This window comes from Thalassobaculum sp. OXR-137, from assembly GCF_034377285.1.
Lineage (GTDB): Bacteria > Pseudomonadota > Alphaproteobacteria > Thalassobaculales > Thalassobaculaceae > Thalassobaculum.
The window spans coordinates 4,656,830-4,678,830 of sequence record NZ_CP139715.1 but is presented as its reverse complement, the minus strand read 5'-3'; the positions used below and the strand labels follow the sequence as shown (position 1 = coordinate 4,678,830).

The 22,001-nt window shown below is 65.4% G+C and carries 18 protein-coding genes; 14 read left to right on the top strand and 4 right to left on the bottom strand.

Annotation, left to right across the window (positions count from 1 at the left end; translation table 11 throughout):
- Nucleotides 1-6: 6 nt before the first annotated feature.
- From T8K17_RS21705 to T8K17_RS21640, 14 genes are all read left to right on the top strand, one after another.
- Nucleotides 7-759, top strand: coding sequence for an SDR family oxidoreductase (locus tag T8K17_RS21705; RefSeq protein WP_322331821.1), 753 nt, complete (start codon nucleotides 7-9; stop codon nucleotides 757-759).
- 4 nt (nucleotides 760-763) lie between these two features.
- On the top strand, nucleotides 764-1,693 hold the full coding sequence (locus T8K17_RS21700; protein ID WP_322331820.1) for an NAD(P)-dependent oxidoreductase: 930 nt from the start codon (nucleotides 764-766) through the stop codon (nucleotides 1,691-1,693).
- Between the two features lie 10 nt (nucleotides 1,694-1,703).
- Nucleotides 1,704-2,999 carry an NAD(P)/FAD-dependent oxidoreductase gene (locus T8K17_RS21695; RefSeq protein ID WP_322331819.1) on the top strand — a complete coding sequence of 432 codons (1,296 nt, stop codon included), beginning with the start codon at nucleotides 1,704-1,706 and terminating at the stop codon, nucleotides 2,997-2,999.
- A 9-nt stretch (nucleotides 3,000-3,008) separates the two neighbouring features.
- Complete coding sequence (locus tag T8K17_RS21690; protein ID WP_322331818.1) at nucleotides 3,009-3,440, top strand: GtrA family protein; 432 nt, start codon at nucleotides 3,009-3,011, stop codon at nucleotides 3,438-3,440.
- Nucleotides 3,437-5,563, top strand: a complete 2,127-nt coding sequence (locus T8K17_RS21685; protein WP_322331817.1) for a hypothetical protein — start codon at nucleotides 3,437-3,439, stop codon at nucleotides 5,561-5,563. The genes T8K17_RS21690 and T8K17_RS21685 overlap by 4 nt, the downstream gene beginning before the upstream one ends.
- Entirely contained in the window at nucleotides 5,560-6,474 is a 915-nt protein-coding gene (locus T8K17_RS21680) for a DUF3445 domain-containing protein (protein ID WP_322331816.1), read from the top strand. The genes T8K17_RS21685 and T8K17_RS21680 overlap by 4 nt, the downstream gene beginning before the upstream one ends.
- Nucleotides 6,475-6,989: 515 nt before the next feature.
- On the top strand, nucleotides 6,990-8,519 hold the full coding sequence (locus tag T8K17_RS21675; protein ID WP_322331815.1) for an ABC transporter substrate-binding protein: 1,530 nt from the start codon (nucleotides 6,990-6,992) through the stop codon (nucleotides 8,517-8,519).
- Nucleotides 8,520-8,740: 221 nt separating this feature from the next.
- Nucleotides 8,741-9,700 carry an ABC transporter permease gene (locus T8K17_RS21670; RefSeq protein ID WP_322331814.1) on the top strand — a complete coding sequence of 320 codons (960 nt, stop codon included), beginning with the start codon at nucleotides 8,741-8,743 and terminating at the stop codon, nucleotides 9,698-9,700.
- 10 nt (nucleotides 9,701-9,710) lie between these two features.
- Entirely contained in the window at nucleotides 9,711-10,772 is a 1,062-nt protein-coding gene (locus T8K17_RS21665) for an ABC transporter permease (RefSeq protein ID WP_322331813.1), read from the top strand.
- Between the two features lie 4 nt (nucleotides 10,773-10,776).
- A complete protein-coding gene (locus tag T8K17_RS21660; RefSeq protein WP_322331812.1) occupies nucleotides 10,777-12,432 on the top strand; it encodes an ABC transporter ATP-binding protein in 1,656 nt (551 codons plus the stop codon).
- Between the two features lie 180 nt (nucleotides 12,433-12,612).
- Nucleotides 12,613-13,989, top strand: coding sequence for an aspartate aminotransferase family protein (locus tag T8K17_RS21655; protein ID WP_322331811.1), 1,377 nt, complete (start codon nucleotides 12,613-12,615; stop codon nucleotides 13,987-13,989).
- A gap of 107 nt (nucleotides 13,990-14,096) precedes the next feature.
- The gene (locus T8K17_RS21650; RefSeq protein ID WP_322331810.1) at nucleotides 14,097-17,207 is read left to right on the top strand and encodes an ATP-binding protein; all 3,111 of its coding nucleotides are present in this window, start codon (nucleotides 14,097-14,099) and stop codon (nucleotides 17,205-17,207) included.
- A 71-nt stretch (nucleotides 17,208-17,278) separates the two neighbouring features.
- A complete protein-coding gene (locus T8K17_RS21645) occupies nucleotides 17,279-17,695 on the top strand; it encodes a response regulator (RefSeq protein WP_322331809.1) in 417 nt (138 codons plus the stop codon).
- 100 nt (nucleotides 17,696-17,795) lie between these two features.
- Nucleotides 17,796-18,206 carry a cupin domain-containing protein gene (locus tag T8K17_RS21640; RefSeq protein WP_028792748.1) on the top strand — a complete coding sequence of 137 codons (411 nt, stop codon included), beginning with the start codon at nucleotides 17,796-17,798 and terminating at the stop codon, nucleotides 18,204-18,206.
- A 54-nt stretch (nucleotides 18,207-18,260) separates the two neighbouring features.
- On the opposite strand, the gene T8K17_RS21635 is transcribed toward T8K17_RS21640, so the two are convergent.
- The 4 genes from T8K17_RS21635 to T8K17_RS21620 form a co-directional block, all read right to left on the bottom strand.
- Nucleotides 18,261-19,295, bottom strand: coding sequence for a TRAP transporter substrate-binding protein (locus tag T8K17_RS21635; protein ID WP_322331808.1), 1,035 nt, complete (start codon nucleotides 19,293-19,295; stop codon nucleotides 18,261-18,263).
- A gap of 63 nt (nucleotides 19,296-19,358) precedes the next feature.
- On the bottom strand, nucleotides 19,359-20,684 hold the full coding sequence (locus T8K17_RS21630) for a TRAP transporter large permease (protein ID WP_322331807.1): 1,326 nt from the start codon (nucleotides 20,682-20,684) through the stop codon (nucleotides 19,359-19,361).
- Complete coding sequence (locus tag T8K17_RS21625) at nucleotides 20,684-21,298, bottom strand: TRAP transporter small permease subunit (RefSeq protein WP_322331806.1); 615 nt, start codon at nucleotides 21,296-21,298, stop codon at nucleotides 20,684-20,686. The genes T8K17_RS21630 and T8K17_RS21625 overlap by 1 nt, the downstream gene beginning before the upstream one ends.
- Before the next feature lie 137 nt (nucleotides 21,299-21,435).
- Nucleotides 21,436-21,936 carry an N-acetyltransferase family protein gene (locus tag T8K17_RS21620; protein WP_322331805.1) on the bottom strand — a complete coding sequence of 167 codons (501 nt, stop codon included), beginning with the start codon at nucleotides 21,934-21,936 and terminating at the stop codon, nucleotides 21,436-21,438.
- Nucleotides 21,937-22,001 lie beyond the last annotated feature (65 nt).

Below are 22,001 nucleotides of genomic sequence, written 5' to 3'. Positions count from 1 at the left end.
TCCGCAATGGCCGCGAAAAGCCGTATCCTGGTCCTGGGGGCCACCTCCGCCATCGCCGAGCGCTGGTGCCGCCTGCGCGCCACGTCGGGCGACAGCCTGCTGCTGGTGGCGCGGGACGGCGAAAAGCTGGCCGCGATCGCCGACGACCTGAAGGCGCGCGGCGCCGGAAATGTCCAGACGGTTGCAGAGGATCTGGCGGACACCGATGGCGCCGACGCGCGTTTCTCCGGCTGGGTCCAGACCCTGGGCGGGGTGGATATCGTGTTCCTGGCCTATGGCATCCTCGGCGACCAGGCCGAGGCGCAGCGCGACACCGACGCCTTGCTGCGCGGCATCGGAGCCAATTTCACCAGCGCGGTGGTCTGGTGCGAACTCGCCGCCCGGGCGTTCGAGCTGGCGGGGTCGGGCACGCTGGTCGGCATCTCCTCGGTGGCGGGCGACCGCGGCCGGCGCACCAACTACGCCTACGGTGCCGCCAAGGCCGGGCTGTCGACCTATCTGGAAGGCATGGCACACCGCTTTGCCGGGACCGGCGTCACGGTGATCTGCGTGAAGCCGGGTTTCGTCGCCACGCCGATGACCGCTCATATCGATGGCCGCGACGGCCCGCTCTGGGCGACGCCGGACCAGGTGGCCGAGGACATCCAGAAGGCGGTGGAGAAGAGGAAGCCGGAGATCTACACCCGCTGGTTCTGGCGCTTCGTGATGCTGATCATCCGCCATCTGCCGCGGCCCATCTTCAACAAGATGAAGATCTGATCCCATGCCGCGCATCGTCATCACCGGAGCCGCCGGCCTGGTCGGTCAGAACCTGATCGCGCGCATCGTCGACCGGGCCGACCTCCAGATCGTCGCCATCGACAAGCACCCCACCAACACGCCGGTGCTGGCGCGGCTTCACCCGGGCATCGAGGTGATCGCCGCCGATCTGGCGCAGCCGGGCTCGTGGAGCGAGGCGTTCAAGGGCGCCGACGCGGTCATTCAGCTTCATGCCCAGATCGGCGGCCTCGATCCCGAGGAGTTCGAGGCCAACAACGTGCGCGCCACGCGGCTGGTGCTCGACGCCATGAAGGGGCATGGCGTGCCCTATCTGGTGCACGCGTCGTCCTCCGTGGTGAACTCCAAGGCGGTCGATCTCTATACCGAAAGCAAGAAGGCCCAGGAGACGCTGGTGGTGGAGAGCGGCATCCCGCACGCCATCCTGCGCCCGACGCTGATGTACGGCTGGTTCGACCGCAAGCATCTCGGCTGGCTCGCCCGGTTCATGAAGAAGGCCCCGGTCTTTCCGATCCCGGGCGACGGCAAATACATGCGCCAGCCGCTCTATGGCGGCGACTTCTCCGACATCATCCTGGTCTGCCTGGACGAGCGGCGCGAGGGCGCCTGGAACATCTCCGGCCAGGCGGAGGTCGACTATGTCGATCTCATCAAGGCGGTGCGACGGGCGAGCGGGGCGAAGACTCCGATCGTCCATATCCCCTACAGCCTGTTCTGGATGCTGCTCCGGGTCTATGCGGTGTTCGACCGCGACCCGCCCTTCACCACCAAGCAGTTGGAAGCGCTCGTCACGCCGGACAGCTTCGAGGTGATCGACTGGCCGTCGATCTTCGGCGTGCGCGCCACCCCGCTTGACGAGGCGCTGGCCATCACCTTCAACGACCCGAAATATTCGGGCGTCGTTCTGGACTTCTGAGGAGGCCGGAATGGCCAAGGTCGCGATCATCGGCGCCGGGGCGATGGGGCTCGCCGCCGCCTATCACGCGCTGGAAGCGGGCCATGAGGTAACCGTCTACGAGGCGGATTCCGTGCCCGGCGGCATGGCGGCCCATCTCGACCTGGACGGGCTGTCGATTGAGCGGTTCTACCATTTCGTCTGCAAGGCCGATAAACCGACCTTCAAGCTGATGGAGCGGCTCGGCATCGGCGACAGGATGCGTTGGACCGGCACGTCCATGGGCTATTTCGTCGACGGCAAGATGTACCGCTGGGGCGATCCGATCGCGCTGCTGACCTTCCCGAAGATCGATTGGATCTCCAAGTTCCGCTACGGGCTGCAGATGTTCCTGTCGACCAAGCGCAACGACTGGTCGGATCTGGAAACCGTCTCGGCCAAGGACTGGATCCAGAAGGGATCGGGCAAGCGCGCCTATGACGTGCTGTGGCGCCGGCTGTTCGACCTGAAGTTCTTCGAATATGCCGACAATGTCTCCGCCGCCTGGATCTGGACCCGGATCAAGCGGGTCGGCACCTCCCGCCGATCCCTGATGCAGGAAGAACTCGGCTATATCGAGGGTGGGTCGGAGACCCTGGTCACCGCCCTGGTCGAGGCCATCGAGGCGCGCGGCGGGGTGATCAAGCTGGCCACTCCCGCCCGCGAGGTCATGGTCGAGGACGGCAAGGTCGTCGGCGTGCGCACCGATGCGGGCGTCGAGCCGGCCGAGGCCGCGATCTCCACCATGCCGACGCCGCTGGTCACTTCCCTGGTGCCGGCCCTTCCGGCCGACTGGAAAGCGAAATACGATGCCATTGTGAATATTGGCGTCGTTTGCGTTCTTCTGCGCCTGAAGACGTCGGTCACCGAGCACTTCTGGGTCAATATTAACGACCGGTCGATCGAGATACCGGGTATCATCCAGTTCTCTAATCTCCGGAACGTGGGTGACACGGTGGTCTATGTGCCGTTCTACATGCCGACGACCCACCCGAAGTTCGGCCGCGACGACCAGGCGTTCATCGACGAGAGCATGGCCTGCCTGAAACGCCTGAACCCGGCCGTGAGGGACAGCGATCTCAAGGCTTGGTCCGTCGGCCGACTACGCTATGCCCAACCGGTGTGCGAGCCCGGCTTCCTGGCCAAGATCCCGCGGATCCGGACGCCGATCCGCGGCCTGCAGATCGCCGATACCTCTTTCTACTACCCGGAGGACCGCGGGATCAGCGAAAGCGCCCGGGTCGCCGAGGAGATGGCGGCTGCCATCCCCGCCTCTCTCGCCGGCTGAGGAGCGGACGTGGCACGGACTCTGGTCCTCGGAGAATTCGGCCGTTTCCTGGTGACCGGCGGAATCGCGGCCGGCGCCAACGTATTGTCGCGTTGGCTCTTCAGTTTCGTCATGCCGTTCGAGGCCGCCGTGGTGGTCGCCTATCTGGTCGGGATGACCACCGCCTATGTGCTCGCCAAGCTGTTCGTCTTCGAGGCCTCCGGGCGCAGCGCCGGGGACGAGTTCTTCCGCTTCGCCCTAGTGAACGTCGTGGCCCTGGCGCAGGTCTGGCTGGTGAGCGTGGGGCTGGCCCGCTACCTGTTTCCGGCAGTCGGCTTTGCCTGGCATGCCGAAGATGTCGCCCATCTGATCGGCGTCGTGATCCCGGCGGTGACCAGCTATCTCGGCCATCGCCATTTTTCGTTCGCCGCCCGGTCGGCTACGGATGAAGGCGGTCGATGAAGAGCGTTGTCGCGTTCTCCATTGCCGTCGCACTAGGGACCATCGCTTTCGGCGCCGCGTATCCGTTGCTGTTCTCCACATCGACGCCGACCAACGACATCGTCGACTTCTATTATCGTTTCCTGGGATCCGGCGGATTCGCCGGATATGGACTGAAGAACCTCTACGCCCATCACAACGAGCATCGCCTGGTGGTGCCGCGGCTGTGGTTCATCGCCGACATCCTGCTGGTCCAGGGGCGCCAGACCTTCCTTCTGCTCGTCATCTTCGTCTCGGCCCTGCTCCATGCCGTCCTTTTGGCGGCCCTGTTCCGGGGGCTCGGCCAGTCTAAGAAGGCGGCGCTGGTGGCCTTCGCCTTGGCCGCCGCCGCGATGGTTTCTCCCGTCCAATACGAGAACCTGCTGCAGGGATTTCAGGTCCAATTCGTCCAGGTCTGGCTGTTCGCCACATTCGCGTTCGCTTTGATCGCCTGGGCGCCGGTGGACGAGGGGCGGCCGGTCCGGCTCGGCCTCTGCGTCGTCGGCGCGGTGACGTCGGCAATCCTGTCGACCTACAGCATGTTCAACGGCCTGGCGGTCTGGCCGCTGATGATCCTCTTCGTCTTCTGGCGCCGCCTGCCCTTGGGCTGGTGCCTGCTGGTGCTGCTGATCGGCGGCGCGCTGCTGGCGATTGAGATCTCCGGATTCCTGCATCGACCGCGCACCGGTCTTAACCTGCCTGCGGATGCGGATGCCTTCGTCTTCCTGCTTTACATGGCTCGCTACCTGACCTCCGGGATCGGCCAGATCGGGACCCTGGGTCAGGAGATTGTCGGCGTGGCCGCGATCCTCGGAGTTGTAGCGGCCGGCGTGCGCAACCTGCTTCGGCCCGGTCATTGCCCGCCGGCCCGCATGGCGATGTTCGCGGTCTGCGGCTTCATCCTGGTGGCGGCCTTCCTGACAGCGCTGGGCCGCTTGCAGTTCGGTTTGGGATCGTCCGACGCATCGCGCTACACCACGCCCTCGATGGTATTTCTTATGATCGTCGGAATGCTGGTTATGGACGACCTGTTGAGCCGATCCATGCCGAGGCTCCAACCGCCGGCGCTCGGCTTTCTCGTGGTCCTCTTTCTGGTGCCCGGGGTCGTGAAGGGCATCCGCGAGATGCCGACCCGCGCGATCGTGCGCGATCTCGCCGATCTTACCATCGTCAGCCATCTCGCCGGAGGGTATCGTCCGGAGGCGATGGTCTGGATCTATCCTCACTGGCCTCCCCATCCGGCGGGCGTGCTCGACATGATGCGCAGCAACAAGTTGGGACCCTTCTCCGAGCTCGAGCGCTTCCAGCCACCTGCGTCGGTATTCGCCGACGGCCCGGCTGTGGCAGGTCCGCTCTGCGAAGGAGCGGCCGAACGGCTTCAGATCGATCCGGTGACCGGCGTTACCTTCGCCGCCTGGATGATCGACCCGGCGACCGGACGCCAACCGCCCTGGGTCGTCGGACGCACGCTGGAAGGCAAGGTGATAGCCTGGGGAAAGGCGCTCGACCCGCGCCTTGACCGGGTGCCGATCCCCCACCCCAAACCGTCCGACCGTGGATATCAGGCCTTCGGCGATATCCCGGATCCGGGTGTTCGGGTGATCACCGTGGAAGGTGTTTTCGGCGATGGCAGCCGGTGCCGGCTTGCCGGCACCGTGTCCGCGGCACCCGATCTGTTCCTGGCCGAGCTGCCTGCCGGGGCGACCGTGGCCTTGGCAGGGCCGTGGACCTTTGACGGCGGCCCGCTCGATGGCGGCACGGGACCGTTTCCGGTGCCCGCGGAGGCGATGCCGGCCTATGGCAGCTTCGGCAAGGAGGATCGCCGCTTCGATGCGTCGATCGAGTTAGGCGATCCCGGTGGGGCGAGCGGCGTCCTGCTACCGATCCTGACCAACCGGTGGCCGCACGGTACCACCATCGAGCTCCTGAACCCGGCCGGCCAGCCGGTCGCCCAGTTTTACCTGGGCCGACCCGCCCAGGCCGGGTGGCTGTGGTTGGCCCTGCGGCCGACCTCGCTGGAGCCGGGCATGCGGCTGACGATCCGGACGACGAAGCGCCACGAGGCGAACAATGTGGCGTTCGGCACGCCGCACTGGCTGCCGTGACCGCGGCCGGCACCACCGCCCCGCGCTACGTGCCCTACGGCAAGGGGCGGTTTCAGCTCACGCTCGGGATCAAGGAAGTCGCCCCCGCGGACTGGCTCGATATCGACCGCTTCTATTCGGATCACATGGCCGAAAAGGAGCGCCTCCTGGCCGGATCCCATGGCGAGGTCTTCGCCGGGTTGCCCGGCAGCGAGGAGGCGCAACAGGAATGCCTCGAGGCGGTCCTGGAGGCACTTGCGGCGTTCCATCCCGGGCGGGTCTTTGCCGATGACCGCCAGGTCCGCACCGCCTGGGACGGGGGCCGTCTGAACCGGGCCGACTTCGCGGACCGGCCGCTCGATCTCGCGGGGCGGCTGGTGCAGGAGGATCTCTGCCTGATGCAGCCGGGCGAGGACGGCCATCGGCTGATTGCCGCGTCCCTGTGCTTCCCGGCGCGCTGGCGGCTGGCGGACAAGATCGGCCGGCCCATGAGCGCGATCCACGATCCGGTGCCCGGCTTCAACGACAAGCTGAACCGGCCCGTGGAACGGTTCTTCAGCGGGGTCGCCGCGGATCAGGTCTATATGCGGCTGAACTGGTCGGTGCTGGACGACCCCGCGCTGTTCCAACCGACCGGACACGGGCGCAAGGGGATCGACCCCACGATCACGCCGCAGACCGTCGCCGCGCGCCTGCACATCCGGATCGAACGCCAGACCTTCCGCCGGCTTCCGAACAGCGGCGTCCTGGTGTTCGGCATCAAGACTCTGGTCGATCCGATCGGGGCGATCGCGGACCGACCGGATCTGGCGGCGGCGATGCTCGGCTCCCTGCGGACCATGCCGGCGGACATGCGCGGCTATAAAAGTCTCGCTCCCTTCGCCGATGCGTTGGAGACCTGGCTGGAGGAGCGCTCTCGCCCGGTCGAGTGAGCAGTCGAATCCCCTGCCTGCACCGACGTCATCCGATTCGATCCGACTGAATTGTCTGTCTTCTTACTCCTGGCTGGGAACCGTCAGCACTTTCCGGCGTTCGTGTTTGTCTACTGGGGCGCGACGACTCGGGGGAAAATTCCAAACGAAATGTGTAGGGCCAATTGCCTGCCTGAGCTGGCGGGTCATGTCGCTTTTGGAACATTGTTTCTTCGGGTAACAACTTCGAGGCGACTGGATTTCCAAGACGAGGTCAGGACCCGGGCAATTTGTGAAAATGCGAGAAAACGGGCCGCCAAGGGGGACAGTGTGTTCCTACAGTGTTACGGTAGCCATCTCGGATGGGAACGATAGGGTCCTATAAACATCCAATGACCAAACACGCAGAGACCCTCGAAAATCGCTCGCATAGGACCAATCGGAAGGGAGCTACCATGTCAGAAAAATATCGCGACGACTTGATCGATCGCATGGCCGTCGAGGCAAAGCGAGGCCGGCTGTCTCGGCGTGACTTCATGCATTACGCGATGGCCGCCGGCGTTACTGCATCGGCGGCGGGAGGCCTTTGGACCTCCAAGGCGGCGATGGCTGCCCCCAAGCGCGGCGGCACGTTCCGTCTCGGCACTCATGACGGGAACACTTCGGACACCCACGATCCCGGCACCTATCTCAGTTTCTCCATCATCCAGCTCGCGCACACCTATCGCAGCTATCTGACCCAGATCACGCCGACCAATGAACTCGGCCCCGACGCGGCCGCGTCCTGGAGCGCCACGGACGACGCGACGGAGTGGACGTTCAAGCTGCAGAAGGGTGCGTCCTTCCACAGCGGCAAGCCGTTCACGGCGGATGACGCGATCGCCTCGCTCAACCACCACCGCGGCGAGAAGAGCACCTCGGCCGCCAAGGCGCTGCTGAAGGATGTCGTCGACATCGTCAAGGACGACGAGCACACGATCACCATCAAGCTGGCCAGCGGCAACGCCGACCTGCCGTGGCTGATGACCGACTATCACCTGGCCATGTGCCCGGCGAACAGCGACGGAACGATCGACTGGCAGTCCGGCGACGGCACCGGCCCGTACAAGATCGTCCACAACGAGTTCGGCGTCGGCAGCAAGCTCGAGCGTCACGACGGCTGGCACGGCGAAGGCGCGTATTTCGACGCGGTCGAGATGACCGTGCTGAACGATCCGAACGCCCGCCAGACCGCCCTGGTCACCGGCCAGATCGACGGCATCACGCAGCTCGAGCTGAAGACCCTGTCGCTGCTCAAGCGCAATCCGAACATCCTGGTGGATAACGTGCCGTCCGGTGCCGCGATCACCATGCCGATGTTCTGCGACGTGGCGCCGTTCGACAATGTGGATGTCCGCACCGCGCTGAAGCTCGCGATCGACCGCGAGGACATCATCAAGAAGATCACCTTCGACACGGCGATCCCGGGCAACGACTTCCACATCTCCCCGAACATGCCGTACTGGCCGGATCTGCCACAGCGCACCTACGATCCGGACAAGGCGAAGTTCCACCTGAAGAAGGCCGGCCAGGAGAACCTGACGGTCGATCTCTCCACGGCCGACAGCGTGTATTCCGGCGCGGTCGACATGTGCGTGCTCTATGCCGAGCATGCCAAGGCCGCCGGCATCACCATCAATGTGAACCGCGAGCCGAACGATGGCTACTATTCCGAAGTCTGGCTGAAAAAGCCGTTCTGCATGGTGCAGTGGGGCGCGCGTCCGACGCCGGACGTCATGCTCAGCCTGGCCTACAAGGACGATGCGGCCTGGAACGAGAGCCACTGGCAGAACGAGCGGTTCAACGAGCTGCTGCTGGCTGCCAAGGCCGAGCTCGACCAGGAGAAGCGAGCCGCCCAGTACCGCGAGATGGCCCAGCTCGCCCGCGACGACGGAGGGACCATCATTCCGATGTTCACCAACTTCGTCTACGCCCGGGCCAAGAACGTCGCCCATGGCGAAAACCTTGCCGCGAGCTGGCAGATGGACGGCGCGCGGGCCTGCAGCCGTTGGTGGTTCGACTCCTGAACCGACTTCGATCTTGACGGGTTCAGACCAGAACCCGTCAGCGATCGTTCGATACTGGTGGACCTTCCGGCCCGTGCCGGAAGGTCTGCTGGTTCAAACTATCGACGACAACCGTAGCCGGGGGGCTGTCGCTGGACTGCACTGCAAGCCGTAAGCGGAAAAAGCGGCGCAGGCGCACTTGGCAGCAAGCCAACTAGAAGCGATTGCAGAGGAGGCGGAAGATGAGCGACGTATTGAGCATCGTGCTCAAACGGCTCGGCCTTGGATTGATCACCCTGCTTGTGATCTCCATCCTGATTTTTTTCGCAGTTGAACTTTTGCCGGGCGACATTGCCCAAGCGGTCCTGGGACAGGGCGCTACCGAAGAGAACCTGAAAGCGTTGCGCGAGCAGCTCGGTCTGAACGAGCCCGCGATCTGGCGTTATCTCACTTGGCTCGGGGGCGCGGTTCAGGGCGACTTCGGCGTCTCGCTGATCTCCGGACGCTCGGTGGCGGAGACCATCGGTCCGCGCTTCGCGGCGACGCTGTTCCTGGCGAGCTATGCGGCGGTGATCGCGGTCCCGGTGGCCATCATCCTCGGCATCATCGTCGCCCTGCTGCGCGACAGCATCTTCGACCGGGTCGCAAACGTGCTGACCCTCACGTCGATCTCCTCGCCCGAGTTCTTCCTCGGCTATGTCCTGGTCCTGTATCTGGCGGTGAAGAACCCCTGGTTCCCGGCTCTTGCCAACGTGAACTTCCAGGATATCGGCACCTTCGAACTGTACTACCGAACCTTCCTGCCGGCGCTGACGATGGTTCTCGTGGTGGTCGCGCACATGATGCGCATGACCCGTGCGTCGATCATCAACCTGCTGGCCTCGCCCTATATCGAGATGGCGCGCCTCAAGGGGACGCCGGCGTGGAAGGTCATCGTCAAGCACGCGCTGCCCAACGCCTGGGCGCCGATCATCAACGTGGTCGCCCTGAACCTCGCCTATCTGATCACCGGCGTGGTGCTGGTCGAGGTGGTGTTCGTCTATCCGGGCATCGGCCAGCTTCTGGTCGACAGCGTGACCAAGCGTGACTTCCCTGTGGTTCAGGCCTGCTGCCTGATCTTCGCGGCGACGTTCATCCTGTTGAACCTCGCAGCAGATGTGGGGGCGATTCTGACGAACCCCCGCCTGCGTCATCCGAAGTGAGGGAAGCGTCATGAATTACTTCGTCATCGGTTACTACGCGCTTCTCATCGGAGCATCCTGCCTGGCCGCCTATTACTCGGTGCGCTCGGCTTTTCTGATCCTGTTCTCGCTGACGCTGGTCTCCTTCGTCGTCGGGATCGTCGGCGGCGAGTCCGCTCTTTGGACGATCACCATCTGCGCCGGAATTCTGGCCCTGTGCATCGGGACCGCCTACGCCTTCCGGGAGTTCCTGGTGATCGTCCTGTGGGGCGAGGGATCGAAGGCGATCAAGACCGCGCCGCTGACGGCGACGTTCGGCCTGTTCGTCATCATGACCTACGCCATCGCCGGCGTGTTCGCCCCTGTGATCGCTCCCTACGGCGAGGCGGAGGTGATCGCCGGGGCCTTCGCGCCGGCGGACGAGAACATGCTGCTGGGCGCCGACCAGCTCGGCCGCGATCTGTTCAGCCGCCTGGTGTTCGGCGCGCGGAACACCGTCGGCATCGCCCTCCTGGCCACGACCTTCGCATTCATCCTCGGCGCCCTGGCCGGGCTGATCGCGGCGACCCTGGGCGGGTTCTTCGACAACCTCATGAGCCGCGTCGTGGACGTGATCATGTCGGTGCCGTCGTTGATCTTCGCGCTGCTGCTGCTGTCGATCATGGGCACCAACGCCTTCGTGCTGATCTTCATCATTGCGATCATCTATGCGCCACGCGTCTTCCGCCTTACCCGGGCGGTCGCCGGCAACGTGGTGGTGATGGACTACATCGAGGCGGCACGGCTGCGCGGCGAGGGGCTCTGGTACCTGATCCGGCGGGAGATCCTGCCGAACTCCACCGCGCCGCTGATCGCGGAATTCGGGCTGGAGTTCTGCTTCGTCTTCCTGCTGGTGGCCGGCCTGTCGTTCCTGGGCCTGGGCATCCAGCCGCCGACCGCGGATTGGGGGTCGATGGTGCGCGAGAACGCGACGCTGATCTCGTTTGGCGAAATCACGCCGCTGTTCCCGGCGGGCGCCATCGCGCTGCTCACCGTGGCGGTGAACTTCGTCGTCGACTGGATGCTGTTCCGGTCCTCCGGACTGAAGGGGTAAGGATATGGCCGATAACAAAAACAAGGATCTGCTGCTCAAGATCCGCGACCTGCGGATCGAGGGCTACTCGGACGAGAAGTGGATCGAGATCGTTCACGGCATCGACCTCACCCTGCACAAGGGTGAGGTGATGGGCCTGATCGGCGAGTCCGGGGCGGGCAAGTCCACGATCGGCCTTGCCGCCATGGGCTTCGCCCGCGACGGCTGCAGGATCTCCAGCGGCTCGATCGAGTTCGACGGCATGGAGCTGACCACGACCACGGAAGCCGACCGCCGGGCCCTGCGCGGCTCGCGCATCGCCTATGTGGCCCAGTCGGCGGCGGCGTCCTTCAACCCGGCGCACAAGATCATCGACCAGCACACCGAGGCGCCGATCCACTACCGGATCCGCAAGCGGATGGAGGCGCAGGAGGACGCGATGGAGCTCTACGAGCGCCTGCGTCTTCCCAACCCGCAGGAGATCGGCTTCCGCTATCCGCACCAGGTGTCCGGCGGCCAGCTCCAGCGGGCGATGACGGCGATGGCCATGGCCTGCCGTCCCGACCTGATCATCTTCGACGAGCCGACCACGGCCCTCGACGTGACCACGCAGATCGAGGTTCTGGCCGCGATCCGCGACATCGTCGAGCAGTTCAACACCGCGGCGATCTACATCACCCACGACCTGGCGGTGGTGGCGCAGATGGCCGACACCATCAAGGTGCTGCTCAAGGGCAACGAGGTCGAGGAAGCCGACACCGAGACCATGCTGACCAACCCGAAGGAGGACTACACCAAATCCCTCTGGGCGGTGCGCAGCTTCAAGCGCGAGCAGAAGTCCCGCCCCGGCGGCGATGCCGTGCCGGTGGTCTCCGTGCAGAACGTGGATGCGGCCTATGGCGACACCCCGGTCCTGCACGACGTGTCCTTCGACATCCATGCCGGCATGACCGTGGCGGTGGTGGGCGAGTCCGGGTCGGGCAAGTCGACCACGGCGCGCTGCATCACCGGCCTCCTGCCGCCGACCGCCGGCAAGATCGTGATGAACGGCGTGGAGATGCCGCCGAGCTACAGGGACCGCTCCAAGGAGCAGCTCCGCCAGGCCCAGATGATCTATCAGATGGCCGACACGGCGCTGAACCCGAAGGTTCGGATCTGCGACATCATCGGCCGGCCGGCCCAGTTCTACATGGGCCTGCGCGGCGGTGCGCTGAAGAGCCGGGTCGACGAGCTGCTCGACCTGATCGAGCTGGAGCCGTCGAAATACTACAGCCGCTTCCCGCCGGAACTGTCGGGTGGCCAGAAGCAGCGCATCGGCATCGCCCGGGCGCTGGCGGCGGAGCCGAACTTCATCATCTGCGACGAGGTGACCAGCGCGCTGGACCAGCTCGTGGCCGAGGGGATCCTGAAGCTGCTCGACCGGCTGCAGAAGGAGCTGAACCTGGCCTACATGTTCATCACCCACGACCTCGCCACGGTGCGCTCGATCGCCGACGAGGTGGTGGTGATGAAGCAGGGCGAGGTGGTGGAAGCCGGCCCGAAGACCGAGATGTTCACCCCGCCGCACCATCCCTACACCGATCTGCTGCTGTCGTCGGTGCCGGAGATGGATCCGAACTGGCTGACCACCGTGCTCGAGGAGCGCGGCGTCGACAATATCGGCGAGGCGGCCAACACCTGACCGGTGGTCCGACCCGGGGAAAGGCGGCCATAGGGCCGCCTTTTTCTTTTCAGGCTCTATGGAGCGCACCGGGTCAGGCCTGACGGCCCCGAATTCCGGCCACAAAGGTTGCGGCGGCGGTCGATTTGCGCGATGTCCGAGGGCACAACCGATAAGTCTAAAAATGCGAGGTAGGCGGCCATGCTGACCAACGACCAGCTCGACAAGTGGGACCGGGAGTCCTTCTTCCATCCCTCCACCCATCTGGCCCAGCATGCCCGTGGCGAGAGCCCCAACCGTATCGTCACCGGCGGCTCCGGCGTCTATATCGAGGACCGCGACGGCAACCGGCTGCTGGATGGCTTCGCCGGCCTGTACTGCGTGAATGTGGGCTACGGCCGCCCCGAGATCGCCGAGGCGATCGCCGCGCAGGCGAAGGAACTGGCCTATTACCACGCCTATGTCGGCCACGGCACCGAGGCGTCCATCACCCTGGCGCAGATGGTCATGGACCGCGCGCCCGACGGCATGTCGAAGGTGTATTTCGGCCTCGGCGGGTCCGACGCCAACGAAACCAACATCAAGCTGGTCTGGTACTACAACAACATTCTGGGTCGGCCGGAGAAGAAGAAGATCATCTCGCGCTGGCGGGGCTATCACGGCTCGGGGCTGGTCACCGGCTCGCTCACCGGGCTGGAGCTGTTCCACAAGAAGTTCGACCTGCCGCTCGATCGCATCCTGCACACCACCGCGCCGGTCTATTACCGCCGCCCGAACCTGGCCAGCAGCGAGGCCGAGTTCGTCGCCGAGTGCGTGGCCGATCTGGAGGCGCTGATCGAGCGGGAAGGGGCCGACACCATTGCCGCCTTCATCGGCGAGCCGGCGCTCGGGACCGGCGGTCTGGTGCCGCCGCCGGCGGGTTACTGGCCGGCGATCCAGGCGGTGCTCGACAGGCACGACATCCTGCTGATCGCCGACGAGGTGGTGACCGGGTTCGGACGGCTGGGCTCCATGTTCGGCTCCGACCATTACGGCATCCGCCCGGATTTCATCACCATCGCCAAGGGCCTGACCTCGGCCTATGCGCCGCTGTCGGGTTCCATCGTGTCCGACCGGGTGTGGAAAGTGCTGGAGCAGGGCACGGACGAGTTCGGGCCGATCGGCCATGGTTGGACCTACTCGGCCCATCCGATCGGTGCCGCCGCCGGTGTCGCCAACCTGAAGCTGATCGACAGCCTCGGCCTGGTGGAGAATGCCGGCAGCGTCGGCGCTTATCTGAAGCAGGCGCTGATCGACGCCGTGGGCGACCACCCGAATGTGGGCGAGGTGCGCGGCGAGGGGCTGCTCTGCGCAGTCGAATTCGTCGCCGACAAGGCCGACCGCACGTATTTCGATCCGGCCCGGAAGGTCGGCGCGCGGATCGTGTCCGGCCTGCTGGAGCAGGGGGTGATCGGCCGGGCCATGCCCCAGGGCGACATCCTCGGCCTCGCCCCGCCGCTCTGCCTCACCCGCGAAGAGGCGGACAAGATCGTCGCCGCCACCAAAGTCGCGGTCGACCAGGTTGCCGGGACGCTCTGAGACCGGCGAAAGACCGTATAGAAAATAAGATTCTCGCTGCATTCCCGTTGCCAAGACTTAGGCGTTAGAGTTGACGCCGGGTCTTGGTTTGGGGGGATCGATTATTGTTGTCTCGCCGTTGGCTGGTCTTCGGGATCGTCGCGCTGTCGGTGCTGCTCGGCAGCGCCGGGATCTCGTACTGGGTCTACCACGCGCAGCGCGATGAGCTGGTCTCCGATGCCAGTCATGAGCTGAGCGACGCCACCGTCGCCTTCACCCAGGCGCTGAACGGGGTGTTCGAGCCGGCGCTGACGCTCGGCGGTACGGTGGCGGATTCCGGCATCCGAAATGCCCCCCCCAACCAGTGGCCGACCCTGTTCTTCGCTATCGCCACCGGGCCGGTGCGCCAGTTCGAGCAGATGAGCGGCGCCTTCCTGGGTTTTCCGGACGGCCGGTTCCTGCATGTTCAGGACCTGGAGGTCGCTGGCCCGAAACGGTCTTCCAGTCGCGGGCCGTCCAGCCGCGGCATCTATCAGCGGGTCATCGACACGCCCGACATCAATCCGCGCGGCCGGTGGCGGATCTACGATCCGGCGACGGGCCAGAGCAAGTTGTCGCCGCGGGTCACCGCACCCTACGATCCGCGCACCCGCGGCTGGTACAAGCTGGTCGCCGCCGACGGCAAGCCGCATTGGACCGACGTCTACCAGTTCGCGACCAGCGGCAAGCTGGGCGTGACCTATGCCCAGCCGATCCTGAACCCGGACGGCTCCCTCTGGGCGGTGCTGGGCGTGGACCTGTCGCTCACATCCCTGTCGCAGACCCTGCTGACCACCTCCGGCGCCCTGGCCCAGGCGGCCGATATCGTCTTCGCCACGGACCTCGGCGACAAGGTCCTGGGTCACCCGGAGCTGGCGGGCGATCCGGCCGATCTGGGGGCGAGCACCGCCGAATTCCTGGAGCGGTATCGCGACCCGACCTCCTTCGAAAGCCTTGCGGCGACTCAGCTCAAGCACGGCGCGCCGCTGCAGATCGTCGAGGCGGAGGGGAACAGCTACCTGACTACCAAGGCGGACCTGGATCCGGACCGGGCGATGCCGATGCAGATCTATCTCGCCCGCGACCTCGAGCAGGTGCTGTCCTCGGCCCGCGCGGTGGTCTATCGAAACGTGACCTTCGCCTTCCTCGTGGTGGTGGTATTCGGCGTGGTCGCCTCTTACGCGGTGAAGCTGCGGGTCGAGGTGGCCCTGCGCCAGCAGGCCGAGGCGGCGCTGATCGAGGCGCGCGATGTGGCCGAGGCGGCGACCCAGGCGAAATCGACCTTCCTCGCCACGATGAGCCACGAGATCCGCACTCCGATGAACGGGGTGATGTCCATGGCCGAACTCCTGGGACTGACCCGGCTCGACGGCGAGCAGCGGCGCATGGCCCGGATCATCATCGACTCCGCCACCGCCCTGCTGACGATCATCAACGACATCCTCGATTTCTCGAAGATCGAGGCCGGCAAGCTGGAGATCGAGGAGGTCGAGTTCTCGCTGATGTCGGTGGTCGGCGGGTCGGCGGAGCTGCTGGCCCCTCGGGCGGAGGCGCGGGGGCTGGACCTGATCGTTCACAACGATCCCTCCCTCATCGACCTGCGTCTCGGCGACCCCACGCGGCTGCGGCAGATCCTGCTGAACCTCGGCGGCAACGCGGTGAAGTTCACCGAGCAAGGACGGATCGACATCCGTGTCCGCCGGGTCGAGGCCGGTCCCGAGGAGACCGATACGATCGAGCGGCTGCGCTTCGAGGTGACTGATACCGGCATCGGTCTGACCGAGGAGCAGCGCTCCCGGTTGTTCCAGGCCTTTGTGCAGGCGGACAGCTCGACCTCGCGGAAATACGGCGGCACGGGGCTGGGCCTGTCGATCTGCCAGCGGCTCACAGAGCTGATGGGTGGCACCATTGGCGTCGACAGCGTGGCCGGGGAGGGCTCGACCTTCTGGTTCGAGCTGCCGCTGGCCGCGCTCGGCGATGCGCCGCCGCGATATCCGGACGACCTGTCCGCCGCCTCGGTCGCGTTGGTCGGTCTCGGCGACCGACTGGCCGAGGTGAGCGAGATCTATCTACGGGCCACCGGGATCGAGCGGATCGACCAGATGGGCTCGCTGATCGAGGCTTCCGGGGCAAGAACCTTGTGGATCCTGCGGTGCGGTGGTGAGGCGCCCGCTGTTGCGGACCTCGATCGGCTGGAGGGGCACATCGCGTTCCTCGGCTACCGCGGCGAACTGGCCGACCTGCCGCCGGCCGTGAAGAGCCGCGCAAGCGCGCTGCTGACGGTGCCGGTGGCACGCAACTCGCTGTGGCGGGCGGTGGCCATCGGCCTGGGGTTGCGGCCGGTCGAGGAGATCGAGGTCGAGCGGCGCGACGATATGGCCTTCTCGCCGCCGGATGTGGAGGCGGCGCGGATTGCGGACGCCCTGATCCTGGTCGCCGAGGACAACGAAACCAACCAGGTGGTGGTCCGCCAGATGCTCGCCCGGATGGGCTTCGCCTGCGAGATCGTCGACAACGGCCGGATCGCGCTGGAGCGGTGGCGCGCGTCCTCCGGCTACGGGTTGCTGCTGACGGACGTCAACATGCCGGAGATGGACGGCTTCGAGCTGGCGCGGGCCGTGCGGCGCGAGGAGGGCGACGGCGGTTCCCGCCTGCCCATCGTGGCGCTGACCGCCGATGCCCTGTCCGGCACCGAGGAAACCTGCACCCAGGCCGGCATGGACGGCTATCTGACCAAGCCGATCGACAGTCGGAAGCTGGGGGAGATGCTGGCCCGTTTCGTGCCGCAGGCGCTGGCTCTACGCCTGGAAGCGGACGACGTGCCGGCGGAGGAGCCGGCCGGTCCGGTCGTCGACTGGGACCCGGAAGTGTTCGATCCGGCGACGCTGACCGAGACCTTCGGAACGCTGGATGCCGAGGCGAAGGAACTGATCGCCGGAGCGGCCGCGACCTGGCCGGCTCGGATCGCCGAGATCGAGGCCGGGCTCGCCGACGGCGACAAGAAACGGGCGCGCGACGCCGCCCATGCACTGAAGGGAGCCGCTCTGTCGGTAGGGGCGAACCGCCTCGGCAGGATCGCGGCGGACCTGCAGGACTATCTCGACGATGACGAGTTGGAGATGGCCGGGATCATGGCGGAGCTGCTGACCCCCACCTTCGAGGAATTCCAGGATATTTTGCCTAAAATTATGTCGTTGTGAGTCGGACGCGTCTTGGGGGATGATTTTCAACCTATCCCGCTCAATCGCGGATCCAGTCTGGGGGCGAGGCGATGACTGCGTTCAACGAAGCCAACCCGTATGAGCAGATCCGCATTCTCGTGCTCGAGGACGAGAGCCACGTTCGCCAGATCATCGTCCGCCTGCTGCGGCAGATCGGCTTCCGGCTGATCCACGACGTCGCCAACGGCGCCGATGGGTTCAAGGAATTGCTGCGGGTCAATCCGCAGGTCATCCTCTGCGACATTCACATGGAACCGATCGACGGGCTCACCTTCCTGCGCAAGCTGCGCAGCCTCGGCAAGCCGGAGTTCACGCGTCTGCCGGTAATCTTTCTGACGGGGGATGCCGAGCGCGACACGGTGGTGCAGGCCAAGGACCTGCGGGTCGACGGCTATCTCGTCAAGCCGGTCTCGCCCAAACAGCTCAAGCAGCGGCTGGACGCCGTCCTGTTCCCGGCACAGTCCTGACGTCGGGCGGACCTGACAATATCCGACCCGTTGGCGCACGGGGCCGGTCGCGCTATCGTTTCCCCAACAGCAAGAACACTCGACCAAGAGAGAGGACGCGATGGGTAAGGAAACCTGGAAGTTCAGCCACAACGAAGCCGCCAACGCGGTCTTCACCGAGGGCATGCGCAAGATCTTCGAGTATCGGGATCTGGGCGTGAAGGACGCGACGAACGGCGATTATGTCGCCCATATCGTCAAGGCCAACGGCCGCAAGGACACCGACGAGGTGCAGCACTGGCACGTGCACGACTGCGACTTCCAGATGGTCTACGTGCTCAAGGGCTGGGCCAAGTTCGAGTATGCGGGCGAGGGCGTGCACACCATCCGCGCGGGCGACTGCATCAACCAGCGGCCGCTGATCCCGCACCGGGAGATCGAGTGCTCGCCGGACATGGAACTGCTGGAGATCGTCTCGCCGGCGAATTTCGAGACCCGGATCGTCGATGCGCCGGCCGAAGCGGCCGAGTAAGGCTTCATCCGACGGAGCGGCGGGCCCACCGCCGCTCCGGGACTAGCGGATAAGTCAGGTGTAGCGGTACGGCCGCCCGGCCTTTTCCATATCCTCGTTATACTGCTTGATGATGCCGACGACCTTCGCCTTGAGCGGGGATTCCTTGGCGATCTCGTCCCAGAACACCCGGGCGGCCGCCTCGACCGTCGCCCATTCGGCGTCGGGGATGGTGGTCAGTTCCATCTTGGTGCCGTTCACTCGCAGGCTCGCCTCGCCGCCCCAGTACCAGTACTGCCGGTAATAATGCGACTGGTCGCAGCACACCCGGAACAGGGTCTGCAGATCCTCCGGCAGTTCCTCCCAGCGGCCCATATTGGCGAAGAACGAGCCGCACCAGGCGCCGGAGATGTTGTTGGTCAGGAAGTAGTTGGTCACGTCGGCCCAGCCGACCGTGTAGTCCTCGGTGATGCCCGACCAGGCGATGCCGTCCAGCTCGCCGGTCTGCACCGCGACCTCGATGTCTTCCCAGGGCAGGGTGACCGGCACCACGCCGAACTGGGTCAGGAAGCGCCCGGCGGTCGGGAAGGTGAAGACCCGCTTGCCCTCCAGGTCCTTCAGCGACCGGATCGGGTCCTTGGTGGCGAAGTGGCAGGGATCCCAGGCACCGGCGGAGACGTGCTTCACCCCGACCTTGGCGTACTCCTCCTCCCAGATCTCGGCCAGGCCGTACTGATTGAACAGCACCGGCACATCCAGGGAGTAGCGCGAGGCGAACGGGAAATAGCCGCCGAATACCGTCACTTCGGTCGGCGAGGCCATGCTGTCGTCGTCGGACTGGACCGCGTCGATGGTGCCGCGCTGAAGCGCCCGGAACAGCTCCCCGGTGGGGACGAGCTGGTCGGCGAAGAACAGCTCGATCTGCATGCGGTCGCCGGCGATCTTGTTGAACATGTCGATAGCCGGCTTGATCACATGCTCGGCCAGCGCCGGGCCGGCATAGGTCTGCATGCGCCATTTGATGGTGGACTGCGCGATCGCCGGGGTCGCCAGCGCCACGGCGGGGGCGGCCGCGACGGCGCCCTTCATGAATGTGCGTCTCGTGGTCATGAAGCCCTCCTAATCTTTTGGTTGAGAAGGGTATGATGACCGGATTTTGCGGTGCGGCGAAAACTATTTCGCGTAGACCACGTCCGGCAGCCACAGGGCGATCTGCGGGAACACCATGACCAGGGCGAGCGCCAGCACCATGACCGCCGCGAAGGGCAGGATCGAGCGGTAGATATCGCGCAGGCCGATCTCCGGCGGGGCCATGGCGCGCATCAGGAACAGGTTGTAGCCGAATGGCGGGGTCATGTACGCGATCTGGGTGGTGATCGTGTAGAGCACACCGTACCAGATCAGATCGAAGCCCAGCGCGCCGACCAGCGGCACGTAGAGTGGGGCGACGATCACCAGCATGGCGGTGTCGTCGAGGAACGTCCCCATGATGATGAAGCTGAGCTGCATCAGGATCAGGATCGTCCAGGGGCTCAGGCCCAGCTTCTCGGTGAACAGGTCCTCGATCGCCTTGACCGCACCCAGCCCGTCGAAGATCGCGCCGAACCCGAGCGCTGCCAGGATGATCCACATGAACATGCAGGAGATCGCCAGCGTGTTCCGCGTCGTGTTCTCGAATACCTGCCGGGTCATCCGGCCCTTCAGCACGGCGGCGATAAAGGCGGCGAGCGCGCCGATGGCGGAGCTTTCCACCAGGGAGGTCCAGCCGTTCACGAAGGGGACCATCATCGACGCGAAGATCGCCAGCGGTAGCACGCCTGCGCGCAGCAGCCGCAGTTTCTCGGCCATGTCGATCTGCTCGCGCTCTGCCTTGTCGAGCGGCGGGCCGAGATGGGGCTGCAGCTGGCAGCGCACGTAGATGTAGACGATGAACAGCCCGGCCATCATCAGCCCCGGCATCACACCGGCGAGCCAGAGCTGACCGACCGGCTGGCGGGCGATCATCGCGTAGAGCACCAGCACGACCGAGGGCGGTACCAGGATACCCAGGGAGGATCCGGCCTGGATCACGCCGGTGACCATGATCTTGTCGTAGCCCCGGCGCAGCAGCTCGGGCAGGGCGATGGTGGCACCAATGGCCATGCCGGCGACCGACAGGCCGTTCATGGCCGAAATCAATACCATCAGCCCGATCGTGCCGATGGCGAGCCCGCCGCGCACCGGGCCCATCCAGACATGGAACATGCGGTAGAGATCGTCGGCGATCCGGCTCTCCGACAGCACATAGCCCATGAAAATGAACATCGGCAGGGTGAGCAGGGGGTACCACTTCATCAGCTTCATGGCGGCGGCGAAGGGGATCTCCACCCCGCCCACGCCCCAGAGAAGGACGCCCGCGGCCGCACCCACGAAGCCGATGGCGCCGAATACCCGCTGACCGGTCATCAGCATCAGCATCATGGAGGCGAACATCAGGGCGGCGATCAGCTCGTAGGACATCACGCCTCTCCCACCCGGTCGGTCTCTCCGGCGATCAGGCGATCAATGTCCTTGAACAGCTCGGCCAGCGCCTGCAACAGCATCAGCAGCACGCCCAGGCACAGGATGACCTTCACCGGCCAGATCAGCGGCCGCCAGGCGGTCGAGCTGCGCTCCAGATAGCCCATCATCTCCCCGGCCGCATCGAAGCCGCCGGTGACGAAGGCCCAGAACAGTTCCCCGAAGAAGCTGAAGGGCTCCATGCCGAAATAGCCCAGCGAATAGGCGGTGGAACTGACCGCGCCGTAGAACAGCACGCCGAGATAGAACATCAGGAACAGCACGGAGAAGCTGTCGACCCAGGCCTTGGTGCGCAGCGACCAGTCGCCGTAGAACAGGTCCATGCGGACGTTGGAGCCGAGCTGGATCGAGTAGGGGCCGCCCAGGATGTAGTAGGCGACCATCACGAACTGCGCGGTCTCCAGGGTCCACAGCGACGGGTCCAAGAAGGTCTTCGACGCCGAGGACCAGAGCAGCACGGCCATCAGCGCAAAGACCAGGTACATCGCGCAGCGCCCGATCGCCCGGTTGATCGCCTCGATGGCGCGCACATAGCCGCGCATGACCCCCAGCATCGGCCCCCTTCGTCGCCGCCTCGGGCGATCAGCCTTTGCGTTGAATCCCCGCAGGGTGTGCAACGCAGCGATGTAGTCCCGCGACTATCGGAGGGACGGGGCCGGGGTTCAAGCGGTTTAGGTCAGCACAGGTGACGTTACCCCGTGGCCCGTTGCATCACGACAACGTCGATCCAGTTGCCGAACTTGAAGCCGATCTTCTCCATATGCCCGACCTTTCGGAAGCCGAAGGCGGCGTGCATCGCCTCCGAGCCCGAGGCCGGGTCGCTGATCACCGCCATCATCTGCTTCCAGGGGCCCGCCTCGGCGATCCGCAGCAGCTCGGCCATCAGCGCGCGGCCGATGCCCTGCCGGATGGCGTCGTGGGCGATGTAGATCGAGTTCTCCACGGTGAAGCGGTAGGCGGAGCGGGGCCGGTACTTGCTGAGATAGGCATAGCCCACCACGACGCCGTCGCGCTCGGCGACGAGGTAAGGGAAGCCTGCGTCCAGGACGCCGGCACGGCGCTCGGCCATCTCGGGTTCGCCGGGCGCTTCCTCCTCGAAGGAGGCGGTGCCGTGCAGTACGTGGTGGGTGTAGATCGCGGTGATCGCGGGAATGTCGGACGGTTCCGACGGGCGGATGGTCACAGGGGTCATCGCGGACTTCCGAAAGGGGGACTTCGATGGTTCAATCCTGGCACCGAACGAACCGGGAGGACAGA